Here is a 25,139-nt window from a genome sequence, read left to right on the forward strand (position 1 = left end):
TGTGACGACAAGGGCGCCAGCATAACAAGCGCCTGAAGGCGGAGCTTTGTGCCCGCCGCAGATGAAACAACGATAATTGAGGGAGAGCGGCATGAAAAAATTCGCTTTGGGAGGCGTTAAAGCCAGGGGTCTGTTGTTGCGGACGACGGCGCTGTTGTTGGGTGGCTGTGTCGCAAGTGCTGCGGCGGCCGAGGATGCCGCAGCACCGGCCGGTTTTGCCGGGCTTGAGGAAATCGTCGTCACGGCGCAAAAACGCGCAGGCAATATTCAGGATACGCCGGTCGCCATCACCGCGCTGACGGGCGACGCGCTCGAAAGACTGGGCATGGGCAGCCTGTCGGATATCAGCAAACAGGCGCCGGGCCTGACCTTTACCACCATCGGTCTGCGCAGCCCGTTCCTGTTTATGCGCGGCATCGGCACAGGGTCATTCGATATCGGGTCCGATCCGTCGATTGCAGTGTTCATCGATGATCTTTATTTGCCGCGGTTCACGGCGCTTCAGGTGTCGCTGGAGGATATCGAACGGGTCGAAGTTCTGAAAGGCCCGCAGGGGGCGCTCTTTGGCCGCAACACCGAGGGCGGCGCGATCAGCATCATCACCAGTCGTCCGACCGATCATCTGACGGCCAAGGCTACGCTTGAGGCGGGCAATAAAAAATATCTCGCGTTCCGCGGCAGCATCAGCGGTCCCTTGGTCGCGGATAAATTGCTTGCACGTGTCAGCGTCAGCGGTCAGCGCCGTGACGGTTGGGTCGAGAATACGGTTTCCGGCGTTGATGCTTTGGGGCTCAAGGGCTATAGCGGGCGCGGGCAGCTTGAATATCGCGGCGAAGATATCAATCTGTTGCTGACGGCGAGCTATGGTCGTGACAAGCCTACGGCGGCGACGTTCTCAAATGTGACGAAAAATGTCTTCCTGATGTCGCCGGCATCACCCTTGTTTGGTCATGTGCCGAGCAGCTTCGATCCCGAAAAACAGGCTTATGATACCGACGGTTTTCAGCGCCGCACGGAATATCTGCTATCGGGAAAAATTGACTGGGACATTGGCTTTGCCACGCTCACATCCATCACCGGATATCTAAAGCACGAATTCCAGGAACTGCATGATCTCGACGGCACCGAAGCTTTCGTGCTCAATCGCTATGCCGATGAAGGCAGCAAGACCTTTTCGCAGGAATTGCGTTTGACGTCCGATAAAACCGGCGCTTTCGACTGGATTATCGGCGGCTTTTATTACAAGGACAAGGCGCATCGTCTGGATCAATGGCAGCTTGGTCGCGACAGTGGCATTTCGCGAACTTTCGCGGGTCAGCAGACAGTCATTATCAATGACAATCTTGCCGTCGAAACCGAAAGCTATGCCATCTTCGGGCAGCTCGGTTATGACATTACCGATCAATTGCGCTTGCAGCTCGGCGCTCGCTATACGTCTGACAAGAAAGACGCGGATCGCGCCACGAGCCGCAATATCTCTACCCCGTTGCTATTCAATCCCTATACTCTTGCGACCGGCAAGAAATGGCATGCCTTCGATCCACAGGCGTCATTGCAATATAAACCGAATGACGATGTGATGGTTTATGTGTCCTATAGCGAAGGCTTTAAAAGCGGCGGCTTCCAGCCCGCAGTCGCAGGAAACGCGTCCATTGCCGGTGCGATCTTTGACCCGGAAGGCGTGCAGTCTTACGAGGCCGGGGTGAAGTCGATGTTCTTCGACAATCGTCTGCGTCTCAATATCGCGGCCTTCCATGTCAAATATAAGAACCTGCAATTCCTTTCGGCCAATGGCGAAGTGTCGCCGGGCGTGCCGCTGATCGTTGTCACCAATGCTGCGTCGTCGCAAACGGACGGCGTTGAAATCGAAATGCAGGCGGCCATAACCGAAAACTTCCAGCTGTCGGGCGGCTATTCCTATCTTGATGCCAAATTCAAAAAATATATCGATGGTTCGGGCGTCAATCATTCTGGCAATCAGATGATCCGCACGCCGAAACATCAGGTTTTCGGGTCGGCCAATTATTCCATTCCGCTGGCGGTCGGTCGGATCAATGTCATGGGCGATATCAACTATCGTTCGCGCCTGTTCTTCAATCCGGAAAATACCGTTTCGGTGTCGCAGAAAGGCTACACACTATGGGGCGGGCGCATTGAATATGCGCTTGATGAACAGAACTGGAAAGTTGCCTTGTGGGGCAAGAACCTCGGCAACAACAAGCATTGCGGCAATATTCTGGTGGCGGCCAATTCGACCGTTGGTCTTTGCAGTGTGGAGGAGTTCCGGTCCTATGGTCTTACTTTCAGCTATGCCTTGAACTAGAGGGGATTGCGTCATGCGACTTGTCACTTGTGAAAAGGATGGCCGAAAACTTGTTGGGGTCTGGATCGACGGAGATCGCCACATCGTCGATCTCGCCCTGGCGGCGAGGCTTGCCGGAGAGGCGGATGCAGCGTTCACGGATATGCAAAATCTGATCGAAGGGGGGGAGCGGGCGTGGGATAGCGCCCGCCGCCTCGCCGAAAATCCGGCCGATGAGGCGGTGTTTGAAACGGCGGTGGCGCGGCTTCTCTCACCGTTGCCGCGCCCGGTTCAAGTCCGTGATTTTCTTTGCTTCGAAGATCATCTCATCAATGCTTTTGCAGCGGCAATTGAGGTGCGGGCAAGCATTGCCGACGATCCTGCGGCAAAACGCGCCGAGCTTGAGGCGTCAGGCATGTTCACCGTGCCAAAGGTCTGGTACGAGCGGCCGATTTATTACACCTCATCAAGCACGACGGTCTGTGGCACGGATACCGATGTTATTTGGCCGGCCTACTCGAATCTCATGGATTACGAACTTGAATTCGCGGCGGTGATCGGCAAGACGGGCAAGAACATCTCGCATGCTGAGGCTCGCGATCATATTTTCGGCTATACCATTTTCAATGATTTCAGCGCGCGCGATGAACAGATGATCGTCATGGAAGGCAAACTCGGGCCCGGCAAGGGCAAGGAGTTTGACAACGCCAATGTATTCGGCCCCTGCATCGTGACAGCGGATGAAATCCCGGACGCCTATGCGCTCGCCATGAGAGCGCGGGTGAATGGAGAGCAATGGTCATCCGGCACATCGGCTAGCATGCATTACCGGTTTGAAGATCTGATCGCCTATACAAGTCGCGCGCAAACGCTCTATGCGGGAGAGATTTTCTGTTCCGGCACTGTCGGCACCGGTTGTGGCGTGGAATTGCAAAAATTCCTCAAGTCCGGCGATGTGGTCGAACTTGATGTGGAAAATATCGGCGTGCTGCGCAACCGTGTGCTCAGAGAGGCCTGATGTTTGACATCTCAAGCTATCTTACGCGCACGGCGGAACGGTTTCCGGACCGTCCGTCGCTTTATGAGGATGACGCGCTGATCGCCACGTTTTTCGATCTTGAAAACCGGGTGGCGATACTTGCACATGATCTGCGTGTGCGGCTTGGGCTTCGGGCCGGTGATCGCGTCGGGCTCTATGGGAAAAACTCGGCCCGTTATATTATGCTGATGTTGGCCATATGGCGGGCGGGTCTGACGGTGGTGCCGATCAATGCCCGCCTGCATCCGAAAGAGGTCTCCTATATCCTGCAGAATTCAGGCGCGCGCGTGCTTTTTACCGATGCGGTGGACGGGTTCGATTCACGGGAAATTCCACTGCTTGGGATGGAGACGGCTGCGACGGATTGGCGGCAATTGCCCATGCCCGCCAATGACGATCTGGATTCAGATCCCGCCATCGCCTGGTTGTTCTATACAAGCGGCACCACCGGGCGACCCAAGGGCGTTGTGCTGACCCATGACATTCTGCGACAGGTCTTTCTGAATTATCTTGCCGATGTGGATTCGATCGTGCCCGATGATTGCGTCATCCATTTCGGCGCGTTGTCCCATGGCAGCGGCATGCATGTACTGCCACATATCATGTGCGGTGCGGCCAATGTCGTGCCACGACGATTGAAATTCGATGCTGCGGGACTTGGTGTCTTGTTCGCTCGCTATCGCGGCATCACGTCTTTCATGGCGCCGACCATGATCCGGCATCTGCTTGACCTGCCGGAGTTCGCAAGGTTGCCACTCACCAATATCAAGACCATCGTTTATGGCGGTGGCCCCATGTATGTGGCGGATATTGTCGAGGCGCTCGATAAACTCGGCAATCGTTTTGTGCAGATCTATGGCCAGGGTGAAAGCCCCATGACCATTACCTGTCTGCGCCGCAGCGAGATTTTTGACGCCTGCGAGCGGCGGGACTATGATCGTCTCGGATCAGTCGGGCGGTCTTTTTCGGGTGTCGAGGTCGCGGTGTGCGATGGTAGCGGCAACGCGCTTCCTCATGGGGAGATCGGGGAAATCCTCGTGCGCGGCCCGACGGTCATGCAGGGCTATTGGAGGAACCCGTCGGCGACGGCGGAGACGATCCGCGACGGGTGGCTTTTTACCGGCGATATGGGGCAGCAAGATCCTGCGGGGTTTGTCACGCTCAAGGACCGGTCGAAGGATATGATCGTGACGGGTGGGTTCAATGTCTATCCGCGCGAGATCGAGGAAATTTTGCTGCGCCATCCCGCCGTCTGTGAAGTGAGCGTCGTCGGGCAGCAGAACGCCGAATGGGGCGAAATCATTGTGGCTTTCGTGGCCTGTCATCGCGGCATGATTGTGACGGACAGCGAACTTGATGCGCTCTGTCTCGACAACCTCGCGCGCTTCAAGCGTCCGAAACAATATCGGTTTCTCGATGAGCTGCCAAAAAACAATTACGGAAAAATTCTGAAACGCGACCTGCGAGAGAGCCTCGACAGGATATCAGCATAAGGAGCGCAATCATGTCGAAGTGGCAATATACCAAGGGTCTGCATGAAATCGGGAATGGCAATTACGCCTATCTTTTGCCGAACGGGTCCTGGGGCTGGAGCAACGCGGGGCTCATCATCGATGGCGATCAGTCGCTATTGGTCGATACGCTGTTCGATGAAAAACTGACTGCCGAGATGCTCGCGGTGATGAAGGACGCGACGGGCATTGGCGGCGGCGATGTGACGACGCTTGTGAACACCCATGCGAATGGCGACCATACGTTCGGTAATCGTCTGGTGACCAACGCGGAAATCATCGCGTCCAAGGAAGGTAGCGAAGAGATGGACGAACTGCCGCCGCAGGCGGTGGCGGAGATGATGCGGAACGCGCCCAACATGGGCGAGGTCGGGGAATTTCTGATCGATATCTTCAAGGGTTTCGATTTCGAGGGTATCACGCTCAAAAAACCGACGCGGACGTTTCATGGCAAGCTCGATCTCAAGGTCGGCCATAAGGACGTGCATCTGATCGAGGTCGGCCCTGCACATACACGTGGCGACACGCTGGTTTACGTGCCCGAGGACAAGGTGATCTATACCGGCGATATTCTGTTCATCGGTGGTACGCCTATCATCTGGGCCGGGCCTGTCGGCAACTGGATCAAGGCCTGTGAATATATGCTGACGCTTGATGTGGATGTGGTGGTGCCGGGCCATGGTCCGATCACCGATAAGGCGGGCGTGCGGCAGGTGCGCGATTACCTGAGCTTCGTGCATGATGAGGCGCGTAAGCGGTTCGATGCCGGAATGAGTTTCGAGGATGCGGCGTTTGACATCGCGCTCGGCGAGTTTGGCAAGTGGACGGATACCGAACGGCTCGTCGTCAATATCTATTCACTTTATAAGGAATTCCGCGGCGTCGAGGAACATCCCGATTACATGGCGCTCTTTGGCATCATGTCGCGTTTCCGCCGCCGCGAACGGATGACATGCGAAAAGCACGATCATGCCGGTTGCGCGCACGATCACTCGTAATCGAGGCCAATATCCACCGCCGGGGCGGATTGGGTGATGCGGCCGACGGAAATATAATCGACGCCCGTCTCCGCAATCCCCCCGATGGTGTCAAGATTGACGCCGCCTGACGCTTCAAGCGGAATGCGGCCGCCGACCATGGCGACGGCCTGGCGCAGCAGGTCGTTTGACATATTATCCAGCAGCAAGCGGTCGGCTCCGGCGGCCAGCGCGTCCTTCACCTGAGCGAGGGTATCGCATTCGACGGCGATGCCGAACTGGCTTGCCTGCGTATCATGGGCGCGGGCGGCCTTGATGGCGGCGTCGACGCTGCCCACGGCGGCGATGTGATTGTCCTTGATCAGTACGCCGTCATCCAGCCGCATGCGGTGATTATATCCACCGCCCATGGTGACAGCATATTTCGCCAGCACGCGCAGACCGGGAATGGTTTTCCGGGTATCGAGCAGTCGCGCCTTGGTATGGGCGATGCGGTCGGCATAGCTTTGCGTGAGCGTAGCGATGCCTGACAGATGCTGGATCATATTAAGGGCCGAACGTTCGGCGGTCAGAAGCGCGCGGGCGTTGCCTTCGATCCGGGCGATGCAGGCGCCAGCGGCCAGACGGTCGCCGTCTTGCGTGAGGGCGTCGAAACGGCAGTCGGGATCGCAGCTGCGGAACACCGCCTCGGCAATGGGCATGCCGGCCAGGGTCAGCGGGTCGCGGGCATTGATGACAGCGCGGAGCCGGGCATCGGCCGGGATGGTGGCGGCGCTTGTGAGATCGCCCGTGCCCACATCCTCGCTCAGCATCAGGCTGACGATGCGGGTGATTTCTTTCGGGTCGAGCGTGTTCTGCATGACGATGTCCTCCTCGGCTCCGCCAGAGCAATAGGAGATCGGCGGAGGCTGGTCAATATTCTGTCCGGGTCAGGACTCTTCGAATTGTTCGCGCAGGATGCGTTCGCTCAGGGTCTGGTCGGCTTCGAACATCAGTTGCAGCGGTACATTGCGGTTTTCACGGATATAGACCTCGCGCACGTCGCGCACTTCGATCATGTCGGCGACGGCGCTGACCGGGCGATGATCGTAATTGAGGATTTCAATGCGCACTTCGGCCTGATGCGACAACAGCGCCCCGCGCCAGCGCCGGGGGCGAAAGGCACTGATGGGAGTAAGCGCCAGCACATCGGCGCCAAGGGGAATGATCGGGCCATGGGCCGACAGGTTATAGGCCGTGCTGCCTGCGGGGGTGGCCAGAATAACGCCGTCGCAGACCAGTTCCTCGATCCGTACCTTGCCATCGACGGAAATGCGCAGGCGCGCGGTCTGCCGGGTTTCGCGCAGCACATAGACATCATTGATGGCGAGCGCCTCGGTCACTTTGCCATCGCCGGTCACCGCGCGCATATGCAGCGGATAGAGGGTGAAGGTCTCGGCACTGCGGATGCGGTTCAGCAGGTCGTCTTCGGTATAGCGGTTCATGAGGAAGCCGACGGTGCCCCGGTTCATGCCATAGATCGGCACCCGCAGATCCATGACCTCATGGAGGGCATGCAGCATGAATCCGTCGCCACCCAGCGCCACGATGACATCGGCTTCCTTGACAGGAACAGTCTCATAAAGCCGCGAAAGGGCCTGGAACGCGTCCTGAGCATCGGGAGAGCGACCGGCGATAATGGCTATGCGGGGGGCGTCCATGACACTCCTGAGCAGAATATAACAAAACTGTGTGGGATGATGGCAAAGCCGGGGCAGCCGCACAAGGACTATGACGCTCAGCCGCCAGTGACGCTCATATGGCGGGGGACGGCCGGGCTTTTGGTGCGGCGATCAATGATGAAGTCATGGCCCTTAGGTTTGCGCAGGATGGCAGCGTCGATGGCGGCTTGCAGTTGGTTGTCGTCGGTGCCCGCGCGCAAGGGAGTGCGGAGATCGGCGGCGTCTTCCTGTCCAAGGCACATGAACAGAGTGCCGGTGCAGGTCAGCCGCACCCGGTTGCAGCTTTCGCAGAAATTATGGCTCAGCGGCGTGATGAAGCCAAGCCGCCGCCCGCTTTCGCGCACCGTCACATAGCGAGCCGGGCCGCCGGTCTGATAATCGCTGTCATCCAGGGTCCAGCGTTGCGCGAGGTCTGCCCGCAACAGCGACAGCGGCAGGTAATGCTCGGTGCGGTCGGCGCCGATATCGCCCATGGGCATGGTTTCGATGAAGGTGAGGTCAAAGCCCTCGGCTCCGCACCAGGCGATCAACTGGTCATATTCGTCGTCGTTGACGCCGCGCAAAGCCACGGTGTTGATCTTGACCTGAAGCCCTGCCGCTTTGGCGGCGGCAAGGCCCTTCAGCACGGCGTCAAGCTCGCCCCAGCGAGTGATGCGGCGGAATTTTTCAGGGTCGAGGCTGTCGAGCGAAACATTGATCCGACGCACGCCGATGGCCGCGAGGTCAGCGGCAAAACGCGGCAGCTGGCTGCCATTGGTGGTCAGGGTCAGTTCTTCGAGAGCGCCGCTGTCAAGATGGCGGCTGAGACCGCGAAACAGCGACATCACATTGCGCCGCACCAGGGGTTCGCCACCGGTGATCCGCAGCTTGCGCACGCCGCGGGCGATGAAGGCGCCGCACAGCCGCTCAAGCTCCTCAAGCGTTAGGAGGTCGTGCTTTGGTAAAAAGGTCATGTCTTCCGCCATGCAATATACGCAGCGGAAATCACAACGATCGGTTACGGACACTCGCAAATAGGTGATGTGCCGGTTGAACGGATCAATAAGCGGATCAAGACTGTTCATGATCCAGTTATAGCACTTCTTTTCCGTAAGGGGAGGGGGAGGGGTCAGAAAATAGGGGAGCGGCTGGCGTCAGCGGCCCAGCAATGGATGGTGATCTCCGCCTTACGCTTATCCATTTTTTCATAGATGGCATAGGCGAGTTCGCGTTCCTGGGCAGAGATTTCGGGCGAAAGGCCCTGCGCCCGGCGGACCAGCCCATAAAGCGTCAGCAACACACTGCGATCGATGCCGACCGCCCGGCAGGCGACGATCAGTCCATCCAGCTCGCGGGTTTTCTGGATGCTGCGGAAAATCGAGACCGGAATATTGAGAAGCCGGGCAAAAGCGTGCTCGAACAGGTCATATTGGTTCTGGTTCAAGCTTTTAAGCAGGAAGGCCGGGGACAATTGCCCCCCTCTGTGAAGTTTTTCAATCAGGCAGGCGGCGGTCGATCTTTCCGGCTGGCCTTCGGGCTGGTCATCATCCAGAAGGCTTTCCACGGCGTCGTCCAGGGCTATGTCCAGGCTGACCTGAGGCAGGGAGAACTTGGTGTTGATCAGTTCCTTCAGGTCGAGGGACAGCAGCAGATAAAGTCTGTTCAGGCAGGCTTTCGGGATATCCGACCGCTGCACCAGCGGGGCATGGAGGCTTGCATCCTGCTGGGCGTGGATCAGGATTTCCTGATAGTCCGAAGGTGTAAGTTTGGCCGTCATATTGTGAAGGAGAGTACGGATCACGGTCCGCTCCCCAGTTCCCACCAAAGCGGAGGAGACCCGGGGTGACAGATTGCGCCGCGCCGCCACGCAAAGCTGATGAGCAGCCGCCTTGGTCCGGATGATATCGATGAGGTGCTCGTCGTCGAGCACGGCGCTGAAGGTCAGCACCGACCGCGCCACTTCGATGCGGTCATTGGCGAGCATCAGGATCAGGTCCACGGGGGCTTTCGGATCGCCCGCCAGGCGCTCCGCAACAGCCATGCGCAGGGACATTTCAACATCCTGGATCAAATAGCGCAGGATGTCGGTGGTCAGAGTGCGTTCGGTCGCGGTCAGGGCATGATCAGGCTGTTCAAGCAGGCTCACCATATGCAGATAGAGCTCGTTGCATCCGGTCGATTTGTCGAACACGTCTTCCGTTCGAGCCTGCCGGGCAAGAGTTTGCAGCTTCTCGTGTATGGACAGCATGTCTGAGTACACTTTCTGCGTGACCGAGGTTGCCTCTGAGGGAGCAGGTCCGGCACTTGGAGTTAGAATAAGATGGCAATGCATAACAACGTATTAAAGCCTACGGCAGGACAATTGAGGGCTCAATAGTTAAAATTGAAACTTAAAATTTAAATCATTTCACAAATCGGCGCGACTGTGATCGTCACGCAATAGTAAGCTTGCTTATAGTAAGCCATGTTATTATATCTCTGTGGAATGCAGCCAATGACCGGATGGGGAATGACCTCGGAAACCACTGAAAATAATTTCGGTTTTCTATTTGCCGATACCGCGCGACTGATGCGCAAGCAGTTTGCTCAACGTGCCCGTAACGTCAATCTGACTGGCGCGCAATGGCGCGTGTTGGCGTATCTTTCGCGCATGCCGGGTGTGAAGCAGGCGACCCTCGCGGATTTGCTGGAGGTCGAGCCGATCACTCTGACCCGTCTTCTCGACCGCATGGAAGCGACGGGGTTGGTGCGGCGGGACATTGATCCCCATGACCGCCGGGTGCGCAATATCTATGCCACGGAAAAAGCGACTCCCCTGATGGAAGAATTGCGGGCAATAAGTCTGCGCTTTCAGGCCGATATTTTCGACGGCATTCCGGAGGCGGAGCTTCAGGCGGCCATGGCCACCATTGCCCGCATTCGCACGAAAATGCTGGACGTCAGCACTGATTGTGATCCTTGAAATTCTGCTGTTGCCTGATCGTCTCTACAAACATGAACATTGAGTGAAGTGTTATGGCACCGTCCGAACTCGATCTGCCGCCCGAGAGCGCGGCCCCGACCAGCCGCTCGCGCCGTCTCCGGATGGCCCTTTTTCTATCCGTCCCGGTCTGTCTTGTGCTTGGGGGGATTTACATGTGGCTGACGGGCGGGCGTTATATCTCGACCGAAAATGCTTATGTGAAACGTGACATGGTCTCTGTGAGCGCCGATGTTTCGGGCAAGGTGACGGCTGTCGGCGTGAAGGAAAATCAGCGGGTGCAGGCCGGGCAGGTGCTGTTCACCATCGATGACGAGCCCTATCGCATCAAGCTGGCCGAAGCCGAGGCGGAACTTGCCAATGAACGGCTCAAGGTTGAACAGATGCGCGCCTCCTACCGCGAGCATCAGGCCGCTGTGGTGAACGCTCAGCAGAATGTGCGCTACCAGCAGACGGAATTCGAACGCCGCCGCAAGTTGCGGGTGAGCGGGTATGCCGCCGAAGCTGACTATGACAAGGCCTTTCGGGCGCTTGAGAGCGCGCGGCAAAGTCTTGCCACGGAACAGCAGGGACTGCAAAGCGCCTTGGCGGCGTTGGGCGGCCATCCTGATGTGAATATCGAGCGTCACCCCCAGGTTCTGCAAGCAAAAGCCAAGCGCGACAGTGCTCAGCTCAATCTTGCGCGCACCGCCGTCAGGGCACCAATCACCGGCACCATCAGTCAATCCAACAAGATCATTCCCGGTCACTATATGATCGCGGGCGCCCCCGCTCTCAGTCTCGTGCAGCGCGAAAATTCATGGGTTGAGGCCAATTTCAAGGAAACGGACCTCACCCATATGGTGGTCGGGCAGTCGGCAACCATTCATTTCGATGTCTTCCCGGGGCGCGAATTCAAAGCGCGGGTGCTGAGCATCGGCGCTGCCACCGGATCGGAGTTTTCCTTGCTGCCGCCTCAGAATGCGAGCGGCAACTGGGTCAAGGTGGTGCAGCGCATCCCCGTGCGGTTGCATGTGGAAGACCAGAACGCTGACGATATCCTGCAGGCGGGCTTAAGCGCCAAAGTCACGGTGGATACCGGCTATTCCCGTTTTTCGGATGCGACCGCTGCACCGCGGGCCGCAGACAGCGACAAGTTGAAAAACTGAGGGCCGCTTCATGTCGTCGCCTGCTGCCACAGAGTCTGCTGTGCCTGACGTGCCCTATCGCGGCATGATCACCCTTGTCATCATGGCGGCGACGGTGATGCAGGTGCTTGACAGCACCATTGCCAATATTGCTTTGCCGCATATGCAGGGCGCGCTTGGCGCGGCGCAGGATACGATCACCTGGGTGCTGACGTCCTATATCGTCGCCTCGGCGGTGGTGGTGCCGATGACCGGCTGGCTGACCAACCGCCTTGGCCGCAAGGGATTGATGCTGATTTCCGTCGGCGGCTTCACCATTGCCTCGATGCTGTGCGGGATCGCGAGTGGTCTGGGCGAGATGGTCCTTTACCGTATTCTGCAGGGAATCTGCGGGGCCTGCATCGTCCCGCTCGGTCAGACCATCATGCTGGATATTAATCCGCCGGACCGGCAGGGGCGTGCCATGGCGCTGTGGGGGGCGGGGGTTATGGTGGGGCCGATCATGGGCCCGACGCTCGGCGGCTGGATCACCGAGGCTTATAACTGGCGCTGGGTGTTTTACATCAATCTGCCCATTGGCATTCTGACATTTCTGGGCGTGCTCACCTTCATGCCGAACAGTCGGGGGGAACGCAGTTCTCTTAATTTTCCGGGGTTCGCCATGCTGGCGATAGCTGTCGGGGCCTTTCAGCTCATGCTCGATCGCGGGGAGCATCTTGACTGGTTTGCATCGACGGAAGTCCTGATCGAGGCGGCGGTCGCGGCAGGTTGTTTCTGGATGTTCGTCAATCATGTGTTATTTGCCAAGTCGCCCTTTTTGTCGCCGGAGATTTTCCGCGATCGCAATTATTCCGTCAGTCTGCTGTTCACCTTTGTCTCCGGTGTGATGATGCTGGCGGCGGCCGTGCTGTTGCCGCCTTTGCTGCAAAGTCTGATGGGGTATCCGACCATGACGGCGGGGCTGGTCATGGCGCCGCGCGGCATTGGCACCATGCTGATCATGCTGCTTTTGGGGCGGATTCTGGATCGCGTCGATGTGCGCTGGGGGGTGCTTGGTTCGGCGCTGCTGATTTCCTGGTCGCTTTATGACATGACCAAATTCTCCCTCGGCATGGATGAATGGCCGGTGGTGTTTTCCGGCTTCATACAGGGCCTTGGGATCGGCATGTTGTTTCTGTGCATGACCAAGCTCGCCTTCGCCACGCTGCCGGCGCAATACCGGGCCGAAGCGACGGGGCTTTACAGTCTGGTGCGCAATCTAGGCACCAGTGTCGGGGTGACCCTGGTGTCGACCATGCTGGCCCAGAATATTCAGCGCAACCACGCCATGCTCGGGGAGCATATTTCTCCCTTTGCCTATAATTTCGATCCGTCCTGGGCGCAGTTTCTGTCGGTCTCGGGAGGAGCGTCGGTGATCGCCATGGTGAATGCGGAAATCACCCGGCAGGCAACGCTGATCGCCATCCTCGATGATTTCAAGCTGCTGATGTATGTGACCTTGGCGACGATCCCGTTCATTCTTTTTCTGCGCCGGCCGCCGCGTGTCGCGGCAGGCCAAAAGGCCGAGGATCACGTGGCCCTGGACTGACGCCTTACGAGATGCTGTCGAGCAATTTGCCCAGCATGTCGTTGGTGGTGTTCAACACCGTAGCATTGGCTTTATAAGACTGAGCCGCAATCGACAAATCGATGATCGCGGTGATCTCCGACGTTGTGCCGTCTTTATCAGAGGGTGCGTTTTGTGCTTCCGCAGGCGCACGCACGATGGCGGCGGCGGCTGTCCTCGCCTGATCACTCGCGCGGGTCATGCCGGCAATTGATGTTTGAATGGCAGAGATCATCTCATGTCCTCGCGGGTTGTCCTGACGCTTATCCTGACGCCAAATAGTTAATTCATGATTGTAAAAATTAACAATTAATTTTGTTGCCGACAGCTTTATTCGTTGTGCAACGGGCAGTGGACAGAAAATAAAAAGAGGCGCAGAGTGACGTCGATTGCAGCTGTATTTTGCGGTTGAAGCTCTAACAGGCTGCATTTGTTTATATTTTTCGATAAAGGACTGAGAATGGCGTGTCGTCGGACGGAACAGGGGGGGCCTGACCGTGCGGTTGTAGTTCGTGGTGGCAGTGCGGCAGAGCGCCGCGAAATCGCCGACGCCCTTCAGGCGCTAGCTTTTGACGTGGTGTCAAGCGATGCGCCGCTCACGGTCGATATTCAGCCCTCGGATGACAGCCTGGTCTTTGCCGAGGCCATTGATTGGCAAGCCTTCGCGGATGGGATGCTGACATCCGGGACGACGTCCGGGGCGGCTTTTTTACTGGTCAATCTCGATCAATTTCAGCGTCTCCGCACCATGCTTGGCCATGTCGTGACGGAAGCCCTGGTGCGTGAGATTGCCGATCGCTTGCAGGCGGCGCTGTTGGATCATCCGGGCGCACGTTTCCTACATATGGGCGGGGATGAGTTCGCTCTCCTGTTGCCGGGCATGACCGAGACCGAGGCGGTGTCGCAGTTTGCCAACAGCCTGTTGCAACTGGTAACCCATCCCTATGGCGATGTCGCCCCGCAAGCCTATGTCACGGCGCGGATTGGCGTTGTGTTTTATCCGCAGGACGCGACCGACATCGAAAGCCTGGTGCAGCATGCATCGGCAATCGTGCATCATGAATCGCGTCATGGTCGCAACAATGTGCATTTTTATGCGCGGGGCGCCGCCATGCGGGCGACCGAGCGCTTCCAGCTTGAGGCTGAACTCCATCACGCCATCCGTAATGGCGAGCTTGAGGTTCATTATCAGCCGCAACTGTCCTTTACCAACGGCAAGATCATCGGGGCTGAGGCGCTGGTGCGCTGGCGGCGGCCGGGCTTTGGCACGGTGCCGGCCGAAGTGTTCGTGGCCTTGGCCGAGGATCTGGGGCTCATTGCTGAGCTTGGCACCTGGGTGCTCACCACAGCGGCGGTGGAATGTCGCACCTGGCAAAGAACGGGGCAGGTGCCGATCCGGGTCTCCATCAATATTTCAAGCTATCAGTTTCGTCGCCTCGACATGGTGGCGGTGGTCAAGACGGCTCTGGCAGACACCGGGCTTGATCCCGACTGCCTGACGCTTGAGGTGACCGAAAGTCTGGTCTTGACGGACATTGAGCAGACGCTAGTCAGTCTGAAGCAATTGCGGGCCATGGGCATCCATGTGGTGCTTGATGATTTCGGCACCGGCTATTCGTCTTTGAGCTATTTGAAAACGCTGGCGCTCGATGGGCTCAAGCTTGATCGCTCCTTCATTACCGGGCTGCCGGACAGCCGTGGCGATTGTGCGGTGATCGAAGCCGTGCTGCATATGGCGCGGGCGCTTCATCTGTCGGTGACGGCAGAAGGTGTGGAGACCGAAGTGCAACGCAGCTGTCTCGCCCGACTCGGCTGCGATTTTTATCAGGGCTATCTCGCCTCCCAGGCTCTGCCAGCACCTGAATTCATCAAGTTGCTGTCGGCACGGGCGGCCTGATCTCGGACATTTCCGGGAGTTAGGCGAGCACTTGTCCGTCGTCGGCGGTCATGACGGCGCCGGTGATGTAGGAGCTTTCCCGGGACGCGAGCAACAACAACAGACCATCAAGGTCGTCCTCTTTCCCGAGACGACGGCGGGGAAATCTATTGATCAGTTTTTCCCCGGCCGGACTGTTGAAGAACGCATCATTCATTTCGGTGCGGATATAACCGGGACAGATCGCGTTCACATTGATGTCAAAGCGCGCCCATTCCAGAGCCATGCATTTGGTCATGTGGGCAACGGCCGCTTTTGAAACGCAATAGACCGAGGTGCCGCCCAGAACCTTCAGGGCACCGATGGAGGCGATATTGATGATACGCCCCCCATCTCCCTTGGCGATCATGCTGCGTGCAGCTGCCTGGGCCAGGAAATAAACACCTTTGACATTGGTATCCATGAGGCCGTCGTAATCTTCTTCGGTATGGTCGAGGATTGATTTATTGACGGCCACCCCGGAATTGTTGACCAGAATCCAGATCGGCCCCAGCGCCTGTTCAGCCGCCTCGATTGCAGCCGGGAAGGAGGCGACGTCCATCATGTCGAGCTGCAGGGGATGAGCCCGGCCGCCTGCCGCCCTGATTTCCGCGGCCAGCGCTTCGAGTCGGTCCATGCGCCGTCCTGAAATCACCACAGCAGCACCGGCCGCGGACAGAACCCGGGCAAACTGGCGGCCAAGTCCGCTGGTGGCACCCGTGACGAAAGCTGTTTTACCGCTGAGGTCGAAAGACATGACGGGGCTCCTGTGATGGGGCTGCGATGATAGTGCTTGTTTTCTTATCATCTTTCCAATTTGACCTAGCAGATTTTGCGGCTAAATTAAAGCGAACGTTTGAATTAAATTAGATCAGTTGCATGTAGCGCAGAGTGTTGGCCGCTCGGCTAACTCTTGCTAGACTGACGGCAACGGAGGCGATCATGCAAATCGACATTTTTTCGGACACAGTTTGTCCCTGGTGCTACGTCGGCAAACGCCGCTTTGAGGCGGCTTTGGCGGAACGTCCGGATCTTAAGCCATCGATCGTATGGCATCCGTTCGAGCTCAATCCCGATATGGCGGATGAGGGCATGGACCGCGATGAATTCTTCACCCAGAGATTCGGCAGCACGGAAAAGATCGAAGCGGCTCATGTGACGCTGCGGAGCCTTGGTGAGGGGCTCGGTATTCCGTTCGACTTTGAAAAATGCACCCGCATGCCCAATACCGCGCGCAGCCATGCCCTGATTTTCTGGGCGCAGCAGCAGGGTTTGGCCAATGCTGCGGTGGAGGCGCTGTTCAAGGCTTATTTCGTGGAGGGCCGGGATACCGGCGATCACGAGGTGCTGGCCGACGTGGCGGCCTCGATCGGGCTCGACCGCGAACTGGTGGCGGCACGGCTTGAGAGTGACTATGACCTTGAAGCCATTCGGGCGGTGTCGCGGCGGGCGCGGGATCTTGGGCTTTCGGGCGTGCCTTGTTTCATTATCAACCGGAAACATGCGATCGTCGGCGCGCAGGAGCCGGAGATCTTTCTTGATCTTTTCGTGCGGGCCGAGGACGAGGAATCCGCGGCCTGAGGCCGAGGGAGGCGTCACGGTTGACTTCCAGCGGTCGAAGGGTATAGTGCGCCGGTTCGCGAATGGGTGAAAAACCCGCGCAGGCTGTTCCTTTGTCGGATCGGGTCTGTGGCGCTTACGTTCATTGCAACCATAAGCAAGCGGTTCGAATATGACCAAACGTCTTCAATCTAAGTATAAACTTGATCGCCGCATGGGCGAGAACATCTGGGGTCGCGCCAAGAGCCCAGTGAACAACCGTGAATACGGCCCGGGCCAGCATGGCCAGCGTCGTAAGGGCAAAGTCTCGGATTATGGCATTCAGCTCCGCGCTAAGCAGAAGCTGAAGGGCTATTATGCCAACATCACCGAGCGTCAGTTCCGCAACATCTATGCCGAAGCTTCGCGTATGCGCGGCGCTACCGGTGAAAGCCTGGTCGGTCTGCTGGAGCGTCGTCTGGACGCTCTCGTCTATCGCGCCAAGTTCGTGCCGACCATCTTCGCTGCCCGTCAGTTCGTCAGCCACGGCCATGTGCTGGTCAATGGCAAGCGCGTCAACATCCCGAGCTATCGGGTGAAGCCGGGTGACGTGGTTGAAGTCCGCGAAAAGGCCAAAAACATGGCTCTGGTTCTCGAAGCTGTCTCCTCAGGCGAGCGCGAGATCCCGGATTATCTCGAAATCGACAGCAAGGGCATGAAAGTGACCTTCGTGCGCGTTCCGGCTCTGGCTGATATTCCTTATCCGGTTCAAATGGAACCGAATCTGGTCATCGAATTCTACTCGCGTTAATCGACGCGACAGCGAATTCCTACAAACGGCCGTCCTTCGGGGCGGCCGTTTTGCTTTGTGCTTTGCCGGTCAAATTTCTGGGCCTTTAGAACAGACGCTGCAAATCTAGGGAACTCTGATAGAATGGTAAGGTTGCTTTTCCGGCTACTCATTCCATTCCTGCAGAGATCGGAGAGGAAAATGAAGCGTCTTTTGATGACAGTAGCGTTGCTTGTGGCAGGTGTTGGCCTTGTGGCCATGGCGCCGTCGGAGGCCCGGGCAACGACGATTTATACCAATGTCAGTGTCAATATGTGGGCTGGTCCATCACCGGACTACCCGCGCGTCACCCGGCTTCCGGCTGGGGCCGCGGTGCAGGTCTTCGGCTGTCTTGATGACTGGTATTGGTGCGACGTAGGCTGGCGCGGCCAGCGCGGTTGGGTGACCGCTGCTAATCTTTATGGGCGCTATGGTGGCAACTCGGTATATGTCAGCCAGTATGGGCCAAGGTTTGGGCTGGGAATTGTACTGTACAACGCTGGCAGTTATTGGGATCGAAATTACCGCAATCGTTATAGCTGGTATCGCGATCGCGATCGCTGGGTCAATTACCGTCCACAACACCGCCCTGGCATCAACCGGCCCAGCAATTCTCATCGTCCGGAGATGAACCGCCCCGGCTATGATCGACCCGGCTATGACCGCCCGGATATGAACCGCCCCGGATCAAGCCGTCCTGAGGCCAGTCGGCCCAGCAGTCCCCGGCCAGACGTCAGCAGGCCAGAGCCGAGCCGGCCGCCTCAAATGAACCGTCCTGGCTCCGATCGTCCTGGCTTCGATCGTCCTGGCTCTGATCGTCCGAGTGGTCCTGGTGGCGGTCGCCCCGGTGAGCAGGGTGGCCAAGGCGGAGGAGATCGTAGGGGATAGGGCAGAAGCTTCCCCTACAATTCCCGTATGATATAAAAAGGCCGCTCTTATCGAGCGGCCTTCTGTATCCGGGCATGATCCCTGTCGCTTACTCGACACTGATCTCTTGTCGATTACTCGACGTTGATCTTGATGCCTTTTTGTTCGAACATTTCGGCGAGTTCGCCGGATGCGGCCATTTCGCGGATGATATCGCAGCCGCCGATGAACTCACCCTTCACATAAAGCTGCGGGATGGTCGGCCAGTTCGAGTAATCCTTGATGCCCTGACGCAGGGTGGTGTCCTGCAGGATGTCGAAGCCCTTGTAGGCGACACCAAAATAATCGAGCACCTCGACCACGGAGGCCGAGAATCCGCACTGCGGAAACATCGGCGTGCCTTTCATGAAAAGCACCACGTCATTGCTTTTGAGGTCTGATTCAATACGGTCGAAAATCGGGGTATTCATGAAAAAAATCCTTAATTTCCATCACTTGCCCACAAATACGGGGCAGAGTCACACCGTTTCCGGCACCGAAGTCTGAAGGGCGAGGGCATGAAGCTCTCCCCCCATTTTGCCCCTGAGGGCATCATATACGATCTGATGTTGCTGCACGCGGCTTTTGCCCACGAACTGAGCGGACACCACATGGGCGGCATAATGGTCGCCGTCACCGCGCAGATCCTCAATGCTGACCTTGGCGTCGGGGATCGATTCCTTGATCAGACGCTCGATATCCTCGGCTTGCATGGGCATCTTACGGTACTCCTTATGACAACTCGAACGTTATTCACCGCTCATATAGGTTGGCATCCATCCTTCATGGACGGCGCCGATATCCTTCAATGATATGGTGCCGTGATTGGCAACTGTCAATTCCGCACCACCAATACGGCCGATGACCATGACCGGAGCTCCGGCCCCGTTCGCCGCCACTTTGAAGGCGGGGAGGTCGGCATCGCGGATTTCAAGCACATAGCGGGCCTGATCCTCGCCAAAGAACCAGCCATGAGCCGGGAGGTCGGCTGGACCGGCATCAAGGCTTGCGCCGCGTTTGCCAGCAAGCGCCATGTCGGCCACGGCGACCAGAAGCCCGCCGTCAGAGATGTCATGGGCGGCCTGAACGCGACCGGCGAGGATTTCGCCGCGCACGAAATCGCCATTGCGGCGTTCGGCCACAAGGTCGATGGCTGGCGGTGCGCCTTCTTCGCGGCCGCAGATGTCGCGGAGATAGAGGGTCGAGCCAAGATTGCCCTTGGTGTCACCGACCAGAACAAGGACGTTGTCGTCTTCCTTGAGCGCGATTGTGGTGGCCTTGTCGATATCCTGAATGAGGCCGACGCCGCCAATGGCCGGGGTCGGCTGCACGCCGGTGCCGTTGGTTTCGTTGTAGAGCGACACGTTGCCCGAGACCACAGGGTAATCCAGTGCCTTGCAGGCCTCGGAAATGCCTTCGATGCAGCCCACGAACTGGCCCATGATGTGCGGGCGCTGCGGGTTGCCGAAATTCATGCAGTCGGTGATGGCGAGCGGCGTGGCCCCTGTGGCGGTGATGTTGCGCCAGGTCTCGATCACGGCCTGAGCGCCGCCGCGCTTGGGGTCGGCCTCGCAATAGCGCGGCGTGCAGTCGGTGGTGACGGCAAGGCCCTTCTGGGTGCCATGGACCCGGACCATGGCGGCATCGCCGCCCGGGCGGATCACGGTGTCGCCCATGACCATATGGTCATACTGTTCCCAGATCCAACGCTTGGAGGCGAGATCCGGCGTGCCCATAAGCTTTTCAAGCGCGCGCATGGTGGGCAGCGGCGCATTCACGTCGCTGGCCGGGATTTCGGCGCGTTCCGGCGTCGGGACCCAGGGGCGTTCATACATCGGGGCATCGTCAGCGAGCGGAGCCAGCGGAATATCGGCCACCGTCTTGCCCTGATGCTTCAGCACCAGATGGCCGGTGTCGGTGATGGTGCCGATGATGGCGAAATCGAGGTCCCATTTCTTGAAGATGGCCTGCGCCTTGGCTTCGGAGCCCGGCTTCAGCACCATGAGCATGCGTTCCTGGCTTTCGGACAGCATCATCTCATAGGCGGTCATATGGGTTTCGCGTTGCGGTACATGGTCGAGATCAAGCTCAAGTCCGACGCCGCCCTTTGAGGCCATTTCAACCGAAGATGAGGTGAGGCCAGCCGCGCCCATGTCCTGGATGGCGACAATGGCGTCGGATTCCATCAGCTCAAGGCAGGCTTCGATCAGCAGTTTTTCGGTGAAGGGGTCGCCAACCTGCACGGTCGGGCGCTTTTCCTCCGAATCCTCGGTGAATTCAGCCGAGGCCATGGTCGCGCCATGGATGCCGTCACGGCCGGTTTTCGAGCCCACATAAACGACCGGATTGCCGATCCCCGCAGCGGCCGAATAGAAGATCTTGTCGGTTTTGGCCAGACCGACGGTCATGGCGTTCACCAGGATATTGCCGTTATAGGACGAGTGGAAAATACATTCCCCGCCCACCGTCGGCACGCCGACGCAGTTGCCATAGCCGCCGATCCCAGCGACCACGCCCGACACCAGATGGCGGGTTTTCGCATGGTCAGGGCTGCCGAAGCGCAACGCATTGAGGTTGGCCACCGGCCGCGCGCCCATGGTGAACACGTCGCGCAAAATGCCGCCAACGCCGGTCGCAGCGCCCTGATAGGGCTCGATATAGGACGGGTGATTGTGGCTTTCCATCTTGAAGATGGCGGCCATGCCGTCGCCGATGTCGATGACCCCGGCGTTTTCGCCCGGTCCCTGAATGACCCAGGGGGCCTTGGTCGGAAGGGTCTTGAGCCAGACGCGGGACGATTTATAGGAGCAATGCTCGCTCCACATGACCGAGAAAATGCCAAGCTCGGTCATGTTCGGCGTCCGCCCCATGGCATGGAGAACGCGCTCATATTCCTCGGGAGTGAAGCCATGTTCGGCGACGATCTCCGGGGTGATTTCGATATCGTTGATATCCTGGCGCATGGCGGGTTTAGTCATGATGGATCCCAAACTCTATTGCTCTGTCATGACCGGGCCTTGACCCGGTATCCATCCCGCCGCCGCGTACCCGGCCGCTGCCGGTTGACGCCTGGATTGCCGGGGTTGCCCGACAATGACGGCTGAGAGGAGGACGATCGTCACAGTCGCCCCTGAATGCCCTAATTGAGGGCGTTCAGAATGCTTTCAAAGAAATTGCGTCCGTCGGTGCCGCCCAGGGCGGGTTCGATCAGGCGCTCCGGATGCGGCATCATGCCAAGCACGTTGCCGCGTTTGTTGATAATCCCGGCGATGTTGCCGCGCGAGCCATTGGGGTTCGCCTCCGGCGTGATCGCGCCCTTGCTGTCGCAATAGCGGAACAGCACCTGGCCGTCGCCTTCAAGGCGGGACATGGTCTCGCCATCGGCGAAATAATTGCCGTCATGATGGGCGACCGGAATGCGGATCACCTGGCCACGGGAATATTTGTTGGTGAAGCTCGTGTCGGCGCGTTCGACGCGCAGATGCACGTCGCGGCAGACGAATTGCAGGCCGGCGTTGCGCATCAGCGCCCCCGGCAGCAATCCGGCTTCGGTCAGGACCTGAAAGCCGTTGCAGATGCCAACCACCGGAACCCCGGCTTCGGCGCGCTTGATGACTTCGGCCATGATTGGGGAGCGGGCGGCCATGGCGCCTGCGCGCAGGTAATCGCCAAAGGAAAAGCCGCCGGGCAGGGCGATGAAGTCCACATCCGGCAATTCGGCGTTGCCGTGCCAGACACTGACCGGACGCTGGCCGGTGATTTTCTCAAGCGCCACGATCATGTCGCGGTCGCAGTTCGAAGCGGGGAAGGTGATGACGGCGCTTTTCATGCCTTGAGTCCTTATTACTCCACCAGATCGATGGCGTAATTTTCGATCACCGTATTGGCGAGCAGTTTCTTGCACATCTCTTCGACCGTTGCGCGGGCTTTGGCAGTGTCGCTTTCGGTCAGATCGAGTTCAATGAATTTGCCTTGGCGGGCGTCGTCGACACCAGAAAATCCAAGCGCTGCAAGGGCATGCTGGATGGCCTTGCCTTGAGGGTCGAGAACGCCATTTTTCAAAGTAACGTGGATGCGGGCTTTCACAGAGCTACCTTTCCCGAAGGGGGATGGATGATCAGTGCTGCGCTGCCGCGGGGGCCGCGGCAGCGGCGCAGGGTTTACTGGGCTTCGACCTGTTGCGGGTCGATGAAGATACCGAGACGGCGGGCGATTTCCTGATAAGCTTCGGCCACACCGCCAAGATCACGGCGGAAACGGTCCTTGTCGAGCTTTTCGTTGGTCTTCGAATCCCACAAGCGGCAGTTGTCCGGGCTGATTTCATCAGCGAGAATGACCTGAAGGTCGTCTTCGCTGGTGTAATAGCGACCGAACTCAAGCTTGAAATCAACAAGCTTGATGCCGATGCCCGCGAACAGGCCGCACAGCACATCATTGATCCGGAGCGTCATGCCCATGACTTCATCAAGCTCGCGCGGATTGATCCAGCCCATGGCCGTGATCACGTCCTCGCCGACGATGGGATCCCCCAGTTCGTCATTCTTATAGCAGAATTCAACGATGGAGCGCGGCAACGGAGTGCCTTCCTCGACGCCCATGCGCTTGGAGAAGGACCCGGCCGCCACATTGCGGACGATCACTTCAAGCGGGATAATCTCGACCTGCTTGATCAGCTGCTCACGCATGTTGAGGCGCTTGATGAAGTGAGTCGGGATTGAAAGATCGCCGAGCATCGTCATGATATGCTCGGAAATACGGTTGTTGAGTACACCTTTACCGACAATCGTACCTTTTTTCAGATTGTTGAAGGCGGTCGCGTCATCCTTGAAGTACTGTACCAGGGTCCCGGGTTCGGGCCCTTCAAACAGAATCTTCGCCTTGCCTTCGTAAATCTGCCGCCGGCGGGACATATGCAGGACCCTCTTTGTCATGGCTATCTCTTAAACTCTTAGAGGCCCCATCAGGAGTTCCCGAGGGGCCTTTGAAGCGTCGCGACCATAGCTCAAAGCTCTGGCGCTGACAACGATAACTCTGAGTATAACAGGTTTGTGTAAACTGCAGTGCTATCGCAGAGTTGAATTGTTCCTGCCGAGCCCTCAGATACAATAGCGGGGCACATCATGGAGGATTTGATGGCGCAATTCGAAGATCGTGAACGTGGGTTTGAAGCTAAATTTGCTCACGAGAATGAACGGGAATTCCGGGCACGTGCTCGCCGTGATAAGCTTTTGGGGCTGTGGGCCGCAGATAAAATGGGCTTGTCGGGTGAGGGCGCCGACGGTTATGCGCGGTCAGTGATTGCGCTCACCGTGGCAAATGCTGATGAGGAACATATTTTTCTGCGGCTGCGCCAGGATTTTGACAGCAAGGCCGTGGCCGTGTCTGACCATCAGATCCGGCGTGTCATGGACGAGTTTCTGACAGTGGCTCGTCGCCAGATCCTGGCCGAATAAGGCTCGGGCCGGATCGTCCAGCGGCGGCGATGGCGGGAAAAGGTTTGATCTTTCCTGTCCAGTCTATAATATGTATTTTAAATGCATGTTATGGAGTCCGCTATGGTCGCCCCAGTTGAAGACATTATTACCGAAGCCCTGATTGATCGTGTGGTGCGGACATTTTATGCGTCGGTTCAGACGGATCCCCAGTTGGGCCCGATCTTTGCGGCACGTATCACTAATTGGGATGCCCATCTTAACCGTATGTGTGCGTTCTGGTCGTCGGTGTTGTTGATGAGTGGCCGCTATCACGGCCAGCCCATGCAGCTGCATCAAGGCCTGCCGGTGGACGCGCGACATTTCGACCGTTGGCTTGAGCTGTTTGCCCAAACGGCAAGGTCAATCTGCCCCCCTGTTGCGGCCGAGCAGTTTGTCTCGCGGGCCGAGCGCATTGCGGAAAGTCTGGAGCTTGGCATCGCTGCCAGTCGCGGCGGTTGGCTCCGTAAGGGTGAGCGGCTTGCCCCCGCTTCAGCAGACAGTGCCTAGCTTCCACCAAGCTTCCACTTAAACAAAGAGGAGGACTGCGCCATGACCGTTATGACCGAGATGACACTTGGAGATATTGCCAGCCGCTATCCCGGGGCCACGGCGATCTTTCGTAGCCACCGCTTGGATTTTTGTTGCGGCGGGGGAGAGACGCTCGCGCACGCGGCGGCGGCCCGCGGTCTTGATGCGATTGCCCTTGAACGCTCTCTGTTGTCCCTCGCGCGCCATGCTCCAATGCCCGCGCCTGTGGATCCCGTGGCCTTGATCGACCATATTCTCGACCGCTATCACGCCGTGCATCGCCGCGAATTTCCGGAATTGATCCGACTCGCTCAGAAGGTCGAGGCTGTGCATCGCGACCATAAAAAAGTCCCGGCCGGGCTCGCTGTTTTGCTTGAAACCATGCATGGCGAACTTGAAACGCATATGCAGAAGGAAGAAGATTTGCTGTTTCCGATGATCAGGGCGGGCGGCAATGCGATGGTCGTCTATCCGATCAGCGTCCTGCGCGAGGATCATGACCACCACGGGGAGCAGCTGCGCAGGATCGAGAGTCTCACCGGGGATCTCGTGATCCCCGAGGGCGCCTGCCCGACCTGGAAGGCGCTTTATGCGGGGCTCGGCAAGCTTATTGATGACCTGATGGAGCATATCCATCTGGAAAATAATCTGCTTTTCCCGAAAGTTTCGGACCGTCCGTTCTTATCCGCCCGGCAATAACAACGGG

At 58.1% G+C, this 25,139-nt stretch carries 26 protein-coding genes; 14 read left to right on the forward strand and 12 right to left on the reverse strand.

Annotated features, from left to right (window positions below):
* Positions 1–91: 91 nt before the first annotated feature.
* Genes NYP16_RS08755 through NYP16_RS08770 form a run of 4 tightly spaced genes read left to right on the forward strand, consistent with a single transcriptional unit; the run spans position 92 to position 5,850 of the window.
* Positions 92–2,323, forward strand: coding sequence for a TonB-dependent receptor (locus tag NYP16_RS08755; protein WP_274943752.1), 2,232 nt, complete (start codon positions 92–94; stop codon positions 2,321–2,323).
* A 13-nt stretch (positions 2,324–2,336) separates the two neighbouring features.
* Positions 2,337–3,320 (forward strand): fumarylacetoacetate hydrolase family protein, encoded by a 984-nt coding sequence (locus NYP16_RS08760; RefSeq protein ID WP_274943753.1) that lies wholly within the window; start codon positions 2,337–2,339, stop codon positions 3,318–3,320.
* On the forward strand, positions 3,320–4,834 hold the full coding sequence (locus NYP16_RS08765; protein ID WP_274943754.1) for a class I adenylate-forming enzyme family protein: 1,515 nt from the start codon (positions 3,320–3,322) through the stop codon (positions 4,832–4,834). Before NYP16_RS08760 ends, NYP16_RS08765 begins: the two co-directional genes overlap by 1 nt.
* Before the next feature lie 11 nt (positions 4,835–4,845).
* The gene (locus tag NYP16_RS08770) at positions 4,846–5,850 is read left to right on the forward strand and encodes an MBL fold metallo-hydrolase (RefSeq protein WP_274943755.1); all 1,005 of its coding nucleotides are present in this window, start codon (positions 4,846–4,848) and stop codon (positions 5,848–5,850) included.
* Here NYP16_RS08770 and nadC read toward each other — a convergent pair.
* The 4 genes from nadC to NYP16_RS08790 form a co-directional block, all read right to left on the reverse strand.
* Positions 5,841–6,689: a carboxylating nicotinate-nucleotide diphosphorylase gene (nadC, locus tag NYP16_RS08775; protein ID WP_274943756.1), complete on the reverse strand. Its 849-nt coding sequence runs from the start codon at positions 6,687–6,689 to the stop codon at positions 5,841–5,843. The genes NYP16_RS08770 and nadC overlap by 10 nt on opposite strands.
* Before the next feature lie 69 nt (positions 6,690–6,758).
* Positions 6,759–7,529, reverse strand: coding sequence for an NAD kinase (locus tag NYP16_RS08780; protein WP_274943757.1), 771 nt, complete (start codon positions 7,527–7,529; stop codon positions 6,759–6,761).
* 77 nt (positions 7,530–7,606) lie between these two features.
* Positions 7,607–8,614 (reverse strand): GTP 3',8-cyclase MoaA, encoded by a 1,008-nt coding sequence (gene moaA, locus NYP16_RS08785; protein WP_274943758.1) that lies wholly within the window; start codon positions 8,612–8,614, stop codon positions 7,607–7,609.
* A gap of 44 nt (positions 8,615–8,658) precedes the next feature.
* Positions 8,659–9,777 (reverse strand): DUF2336 domain-containing protein, encoded by a 1,119-nt coding sequence (locus NYP16_RS08790; protein ID WP_274943759.1) that lies wholly within the window; start codon positions 9,775–9,777, stop codon positions 8,659–8,661.
* A gap of 246 nt (positions 9,778–10,023) precedes the next feature.
* On the opposite strand from NYP16_RS08790, the gene NYP16_RS08795 reads away from it, so the two are divergent.
* Genes NYP16_RS08795 through NYP16_RS08805 form a run of 3 tightly spaced genes read left to right on the forward strand, consistent with a single transcriptional unit; the run spans position 10,024 to position 13,224 of the window.
* A complete protein-coding gene (locus NYP16_RS08795; protein WP_274943760.1) occupies positions 10,024–10,491 on the forward strand; it encodes a MarR family winged helix-turn-helix transcriptional regulator in 468 nt (155 codons plus the stop codon).
* Between the two features lie 53 nt (positions 10,492–10,544).
* Entirely contained in the window at positions 10,545–11,657 is a 1,113-nt protein-coding gene (locus NYP16_RS08800) for an HlyD family secretion protein (RefSeq protein WP_274943761.1), read from the forward strand.
* A gap of 10 nt (positions 11,658–11,667) precedes the next feature.
* Positions 11,668–13,224 (forward strand): DHA2 family efflux MFS transporter permease subunit, encoded by a 1,557-nt coding sequence (locus NYP16_RS08805; RefSeq protein WP_274943762.1) that lies wholly within the window; start codon positions 11,668–11,670, stop codon positions 13,222–13,224.
* Positions 13,225–13,228: 4 nt separating this feature from the next.
* Here the strand turns inward: NYP16_RS08805 and NYP16_RS08810 are convergent, their stop codons facing one another.
* The gene (locus tag NYP16_RS08810; protein WP_274943763.1) at positions 13,229–13,672 is read right to left on the reverse strand and encodes a hypothetical protein; all 444 of its coding nucleotides are present in this window, start codon (positions 13,670–13,672) and stop codon (positions 13,229–13,231) included.
* A 30-nt stretch (positions 13,673–13,702) separates the two neighbouring features.
* Here NYP16_RS08810 and NYP16_RS08815 point away from each other — a divergent pair, with 30 nt between their 5' ends.
* Positions 13,703–15,139 carry a putative bifunctional diguanylate cyclase/phosphodiesterase gene (locus tag NYP16_RS08815; RefSeq protein WP_274943764.1) on the forward strand — a complete coding sequence of 479 codons (1,437 nt, stop codon included), beginning with the start codon at positions 13,703–13,705 and terminating at the stop codon, positions 15,137–15,139.
* A 19-nt stretch (positions 15,140–15,158) separates the two neighbouring features.
* On the opposite strand, the gene NYP16_RS08820 is transcribed toward NYP16_RS08815, so the two are convergent.
* Positions 15,159–15,914, reverse strand: a complete 756-nt coding sequence (locus NYP16_RS08820) for an SDR family NAD(P)-dependent oxidoreductase (protein ID WP_274943765.1) — start codon at positions 15,912–15,914, stop codon at positions 15,159–15,161.
* Between the two features lie 185 nt (positions 15,915–16,099).
* On the opposite strand from NYP16_RS08820, the gene NYP16_RS08825 reads away from it, so the two are divergent.
* The 3 genes from NYP16_RS08825 to NYP16_RS14635 all read left to right on the forward strand — a co-directional run bounded on the left by NYP16_RS08825 (position 16,100) and on the right by NYP16_RS14635 (position 18,413).
* Positions 16,100–16,738 (forward strand): DsbA family oxidoreductase, encoded by a 639-nt coding sequence (locus NYP16_RS08825; RefSeq protein WP_274943766.1) that lies wholly within the window; start codon positions 16,100–16,102, stop codon positions 16,736–16,738.
* Between the two features lie 151 nt (positions 16,739–16,889).
* Positions 16,890–17,507, forward strand: a complete 618-nt coding sequence (gene rpsD, locus NYP16_RS08830) for a 30S ribosomal protein S4 (RefSeq protein ID WP_274943767.1) — start codon at positions 16,890–16,892, stop codon at positions 17,505–17,507.
* A 291-nt stretch (positions 17,508–17,798) separates the two neighbouring features.
* Entirely contained in the window at positions 17,799–18,413 is a 615-nt protein-coding gene (locus NYP16_RS14635; protein WP_429913152.1) for an SH3 domain-containing protein, read from the forward strand.
* Between the two features lie 113 nt (positions 18,414–18,526).
* On the opposite strand, the gene grxD is transcribed toward NYP16_RS14635, so the two are convergent.
* From grxD to purC, 6 genes are all read right to left on the reverse strand, one after another.
* Positions 18,527–18,862 (reverse strand): Grx4 family monothiol glutaredoxin, encoded by a 336-nt coding sequence (gene grxD / locus NYP16_RS08835; RefSeq protein WP_274943768.1) that lies wholly within the window; start codon positions 18,860–18,862, stop codon positions 18,527–18,529.
* A 48-nt stretch (positions 18,863–18,910) separates the two neighbouring features.
* The gene (locus NYP16_RS08840; RefSeq protein ID WP_274943769.1) at positions 18,911–19,150 is read right to left on the reverse strand and encodes a BolA family protein; all 240 of its coding nucleotides are present in this window, start codon (positions 19,148–19,150) and stop codon (positions 18,911–18,913) included.
* A gap of 30 nt (positions 19,151–19,180) precedes the next feature.
* A complete protein-coding gene (gene purL, locus NYP16_RS08845; protein WP_274943770.1) occupies positions 19,181–21,409 on the reverse strand; it encodes a phosphoribosylformylglycinamidine synthase subunit PurL in 2,229 nt (742 codons plus the stop codon).
* Between the two features lie 161 nt (positions 21,410–21,570).
* A complete protein-coding gene (gene purQ, locus NYP16_RS08850; RefSeq protein ID WP_274943771.1) occupies positions 21,571–22,260 on the reverse strand; it encodes a phosphoribosylformylglycinamidine synthase subunit PurQ in 690 nt (229 codons plus the stop codon).
* A 14-nt stretch (positions 22,261–22,274) separates the two neighbouring features.
* Positions 22,275–22,517, reverse strand: coding sequence for a phosphoribosylformylglycinamidine synthase subunit PurS (purS, locus tag NYP16_RS08855; protein WP_274943772.1), 243 nt, complete (start codon positions 22,515–22,517; stop codon positions 22,275–22,277).
* Between the two features lie 74 nt (positions 22,518–22,591).
* Positions 22,592–23,341, reverse strand: coding sequence for a phosphoribosylaminoimidazolesuccinocarboxamide synthase (gene purC, locus NYP16_RS08860; RefSeq protein ID WP_346742512.1), 750 nt, complete (start codon positions 23,339–23,341; stop codon positions 22,592–22,594).
* A 222-nt stretch (positions 23,342–23,563) separates the two neighbouring features.
* Here purC and NYP16_RS08865 point away from each other — a divergent pair, with 222 nt between their 5' ends.
* The 3 genes from NYP16_RS08865 (at position 23,564) to ytfE (ending at position 25,132) form a co-directional block, all read left to right on the forward strand.
* Entirely contained in the window at positions 23,564–23,884 is a 321-nt protein-coding gene (locus NYP16_RS08865; protein ID WP_274943774.1) for a DUF1476 domain-containing protein, read from the forward strand.
* Positions 23,885–23,986: 102 nt separating this feature from the next.
* A complete protein-coding gene (locus tag NYP16_RS08870) occupies positions 23,987–24,412 on the forward strand; it encodes a group III truncated hemoglobin (protein WP_274943775.1) in 426 nt (141 codons plus the stop codon).
* Positions 24,413–24,454: 42 nt separating this feature from the next.
* A complete protein-coding gene (gene ytfE / locus NYP16_RS08875; RefSeq protein WP_274943776.1) occupies positions 24,455–25,132 on the forward strand; it encodes an iron-sulfur cluster repair protein YtfE in 678 nt (225 codons plus the stop codon).
* Positions 25,133–25,139: the final 7 nt, after the last annotated feature.

It is taken from the genome of Govania unica, assembly GCF_027920805.1.
Classification (GTDB): domain Bacteria; phylum Pseudomonadota; class Alphaproteobacteria; order Sphingomonadales; family Govanellaceae; genus Govanella; species Govanella unica.

What these genes read in the sequence shown, in the direction of transcription:
- NYP16_RS08755 (WP_274943752.1), top strand. Translation starts at nt 92, where the DNA reads ATGAAAAAATTCGCTTTGGGAGGCGTTAAAGCCAGGGGTCTGTTGTTG.
- NYP16_RS08810 (WP_274943763.1), bottom strand. Translation starts at nt 13,672, where the DNA reads ATGCAGCCTGTTAGAGCTTCAACCGCAAAATACAGCTGCAATCGACGT.
- NYP16_RS08870 (WP_274943775.1), top strand. Translation starts at nt 23,987, where the DNA reads ATGGTCGCCCCAGTTGAAGACATTATTACCGAAGCCCTGATTGATCGT.
- NYP16_RS08805 (WP_274943762.1), top strand. Translation starts at nt 11,668, where the DNA reads ATGTCGTCGCCTGCTGCCACAGAGTCTGCTGTGCCTGACGTGCCCTAT.
- purL (WP_274943770.1), bottom strand. Translation starts at nt 21,409, where the DNA reads ATGACTAAACCCGCCATGCGCCAGGATATCAACGATATCGAAATCACC.
- NYP16_RS08800 (WP_274943761.1), top strand. Translation starts at nt 10,545, where the DNA reads ATGGCACCGTCCGAACTCGATCTGCCGCCCGAGAGCGCGGCCCCGACC.
- NYP16_RS08760 (WP_274943753.1), top strand. Translation starts at nt 2,337, where the DNA reads ATGCGACTTGTCACTTGTGAAAAGGATGGCCGAAAACTTGTTGGGGTC.
- NYP16_RS08820 (WP_274943765.1), bottom strand. Translation starts at nt 15,914, where the DNA reads ATGTCTTTCGACCTCAGCGGTAAAACAGCTTTCGTCACGGGTGCCACC.
- NYP16_RS08840 (WP_274943769.1), bottom strand. Translation starts at nt 19,150, where the DNA reads ATGCCCATGCAAGCCGAGGATATCGAGCGTCTGATCAAGGAATCGATC.
- nadC (WP_274943756.1), bottom strand. Translation starts at nt 6,689, where the DNA reads ATGCAGAACACGCTCGACCCGAAAGAAATCACCCGCATCGTCAGCCTG.
- NYP16_RS08865 (WP_274943774.1), top strand. Translation starts at nt 23,564, where the DNA reads ATGGCGCAATTCGAAGATCGTGAACGTGGGTTTGAAGCTAAATTTGCT.
- NYP16_RS08770 (WP_274943755.1), top strand. Translation starts at nt 4,846, where the DNA reads ATGTCGAAGTGGCAATATACCAAGGGTCTGCATGAAATCGGGAATGGC.
- NYP16_RS08765 (WP_274943754.1), top strand. Translation starts at nt 3,320, where the DNA reads ATGTTTGACATCTCAAGCTATCTTACGCGCACGGCGGAACGGTTTCCG.
- ytfE (WP_274943776.1), top strand. Translation starts at nt 24,455, where the DNA reads ATGACCGTTATGACCGAGATGACACTTGGAGATATTGCCAGCCGCTAT.
- rpsD (WP_274943767.1), top strand. Translation starts at nt 16,890, where the DNA reads ATGACCAAACGTCTTCAATCTAAGTATAAACTTGATCGCCGCATGGGC.
- purQ (WP_274943771.1), bottom strand. Translation starts at nt 22,260, where the DNA reads ATGAAAAGCGCCGTCATCACCTTCCCCGCTTCGAACTGCGACCGCGAC.
- NYP16_RS08795 (WP_274943760.1), top strand. Translation starts at nt 10,024, where the DNA reads ATGACCGGATGGGGAATGACCTCGGAAACCACTGAAAATAATTTCGGT.
- NYP16_RS08790 (WP_274943759.1), bottom strand. Translation starts at nt 9,777, where the DNA reads ATGCTGTCCATACACGAGAAGCTGCAAACTCTTGCCCGGCAGGCTCGA.
- moaA (WP_274943758.1), bottom strand. Translation starts at nt 8,614, where the DNA reads ATGAACAGTCTTGATCCGCTTATTGATCCGTTCAACCGGCACATCACC.
- purC (WP_346742512.1), bottom strand. Translation starts at nt 23,341, where the DNA reads ATGTCCCGCCGGCGGCAGATTTACGAAGGCAAGGCGAAGATTCTGTTT.
- NYP16_RS08780 (WP_274943757.1), bottom strand. Translation starts at nt 7,529, where the DNA reads ATGGACGCCCCCCGCATAGCCATTATCGCCGGTCGCTCTCCCGATGCT.
- NYP16_RS08815 (WP_274943764.1), top strand. Translation starts at nt 13,703, where the DNA reads ATGGCGTGTCGTCGGACGGAACAGGGGGGGCCTGACCGTGCGGTTGTA.
- grxD (WP_274943768.1), bottom strand. Translation starts at nt 18,862, where the DNA reads ATGAATACCCCGATTTTCGACCGTATTGAATCAGACCTCAAAAGCAAT.
- NYP16_RS14635 (WP_429913152.1), top strand. Translation starts at nt 17,799, where the DNA reads ATGTGGGCTGGTCCATCACCGGACTACCCGCGCGTCACCCGGCTTCCG.
- NYP16_RS08825 (WP_274943766.1), top strand. Translation starts at nt 16,100, where the DNA reads ATGCAAATCGACATTTTTTCGGACACAGTTTGTCCCTGGTGCTACGTC.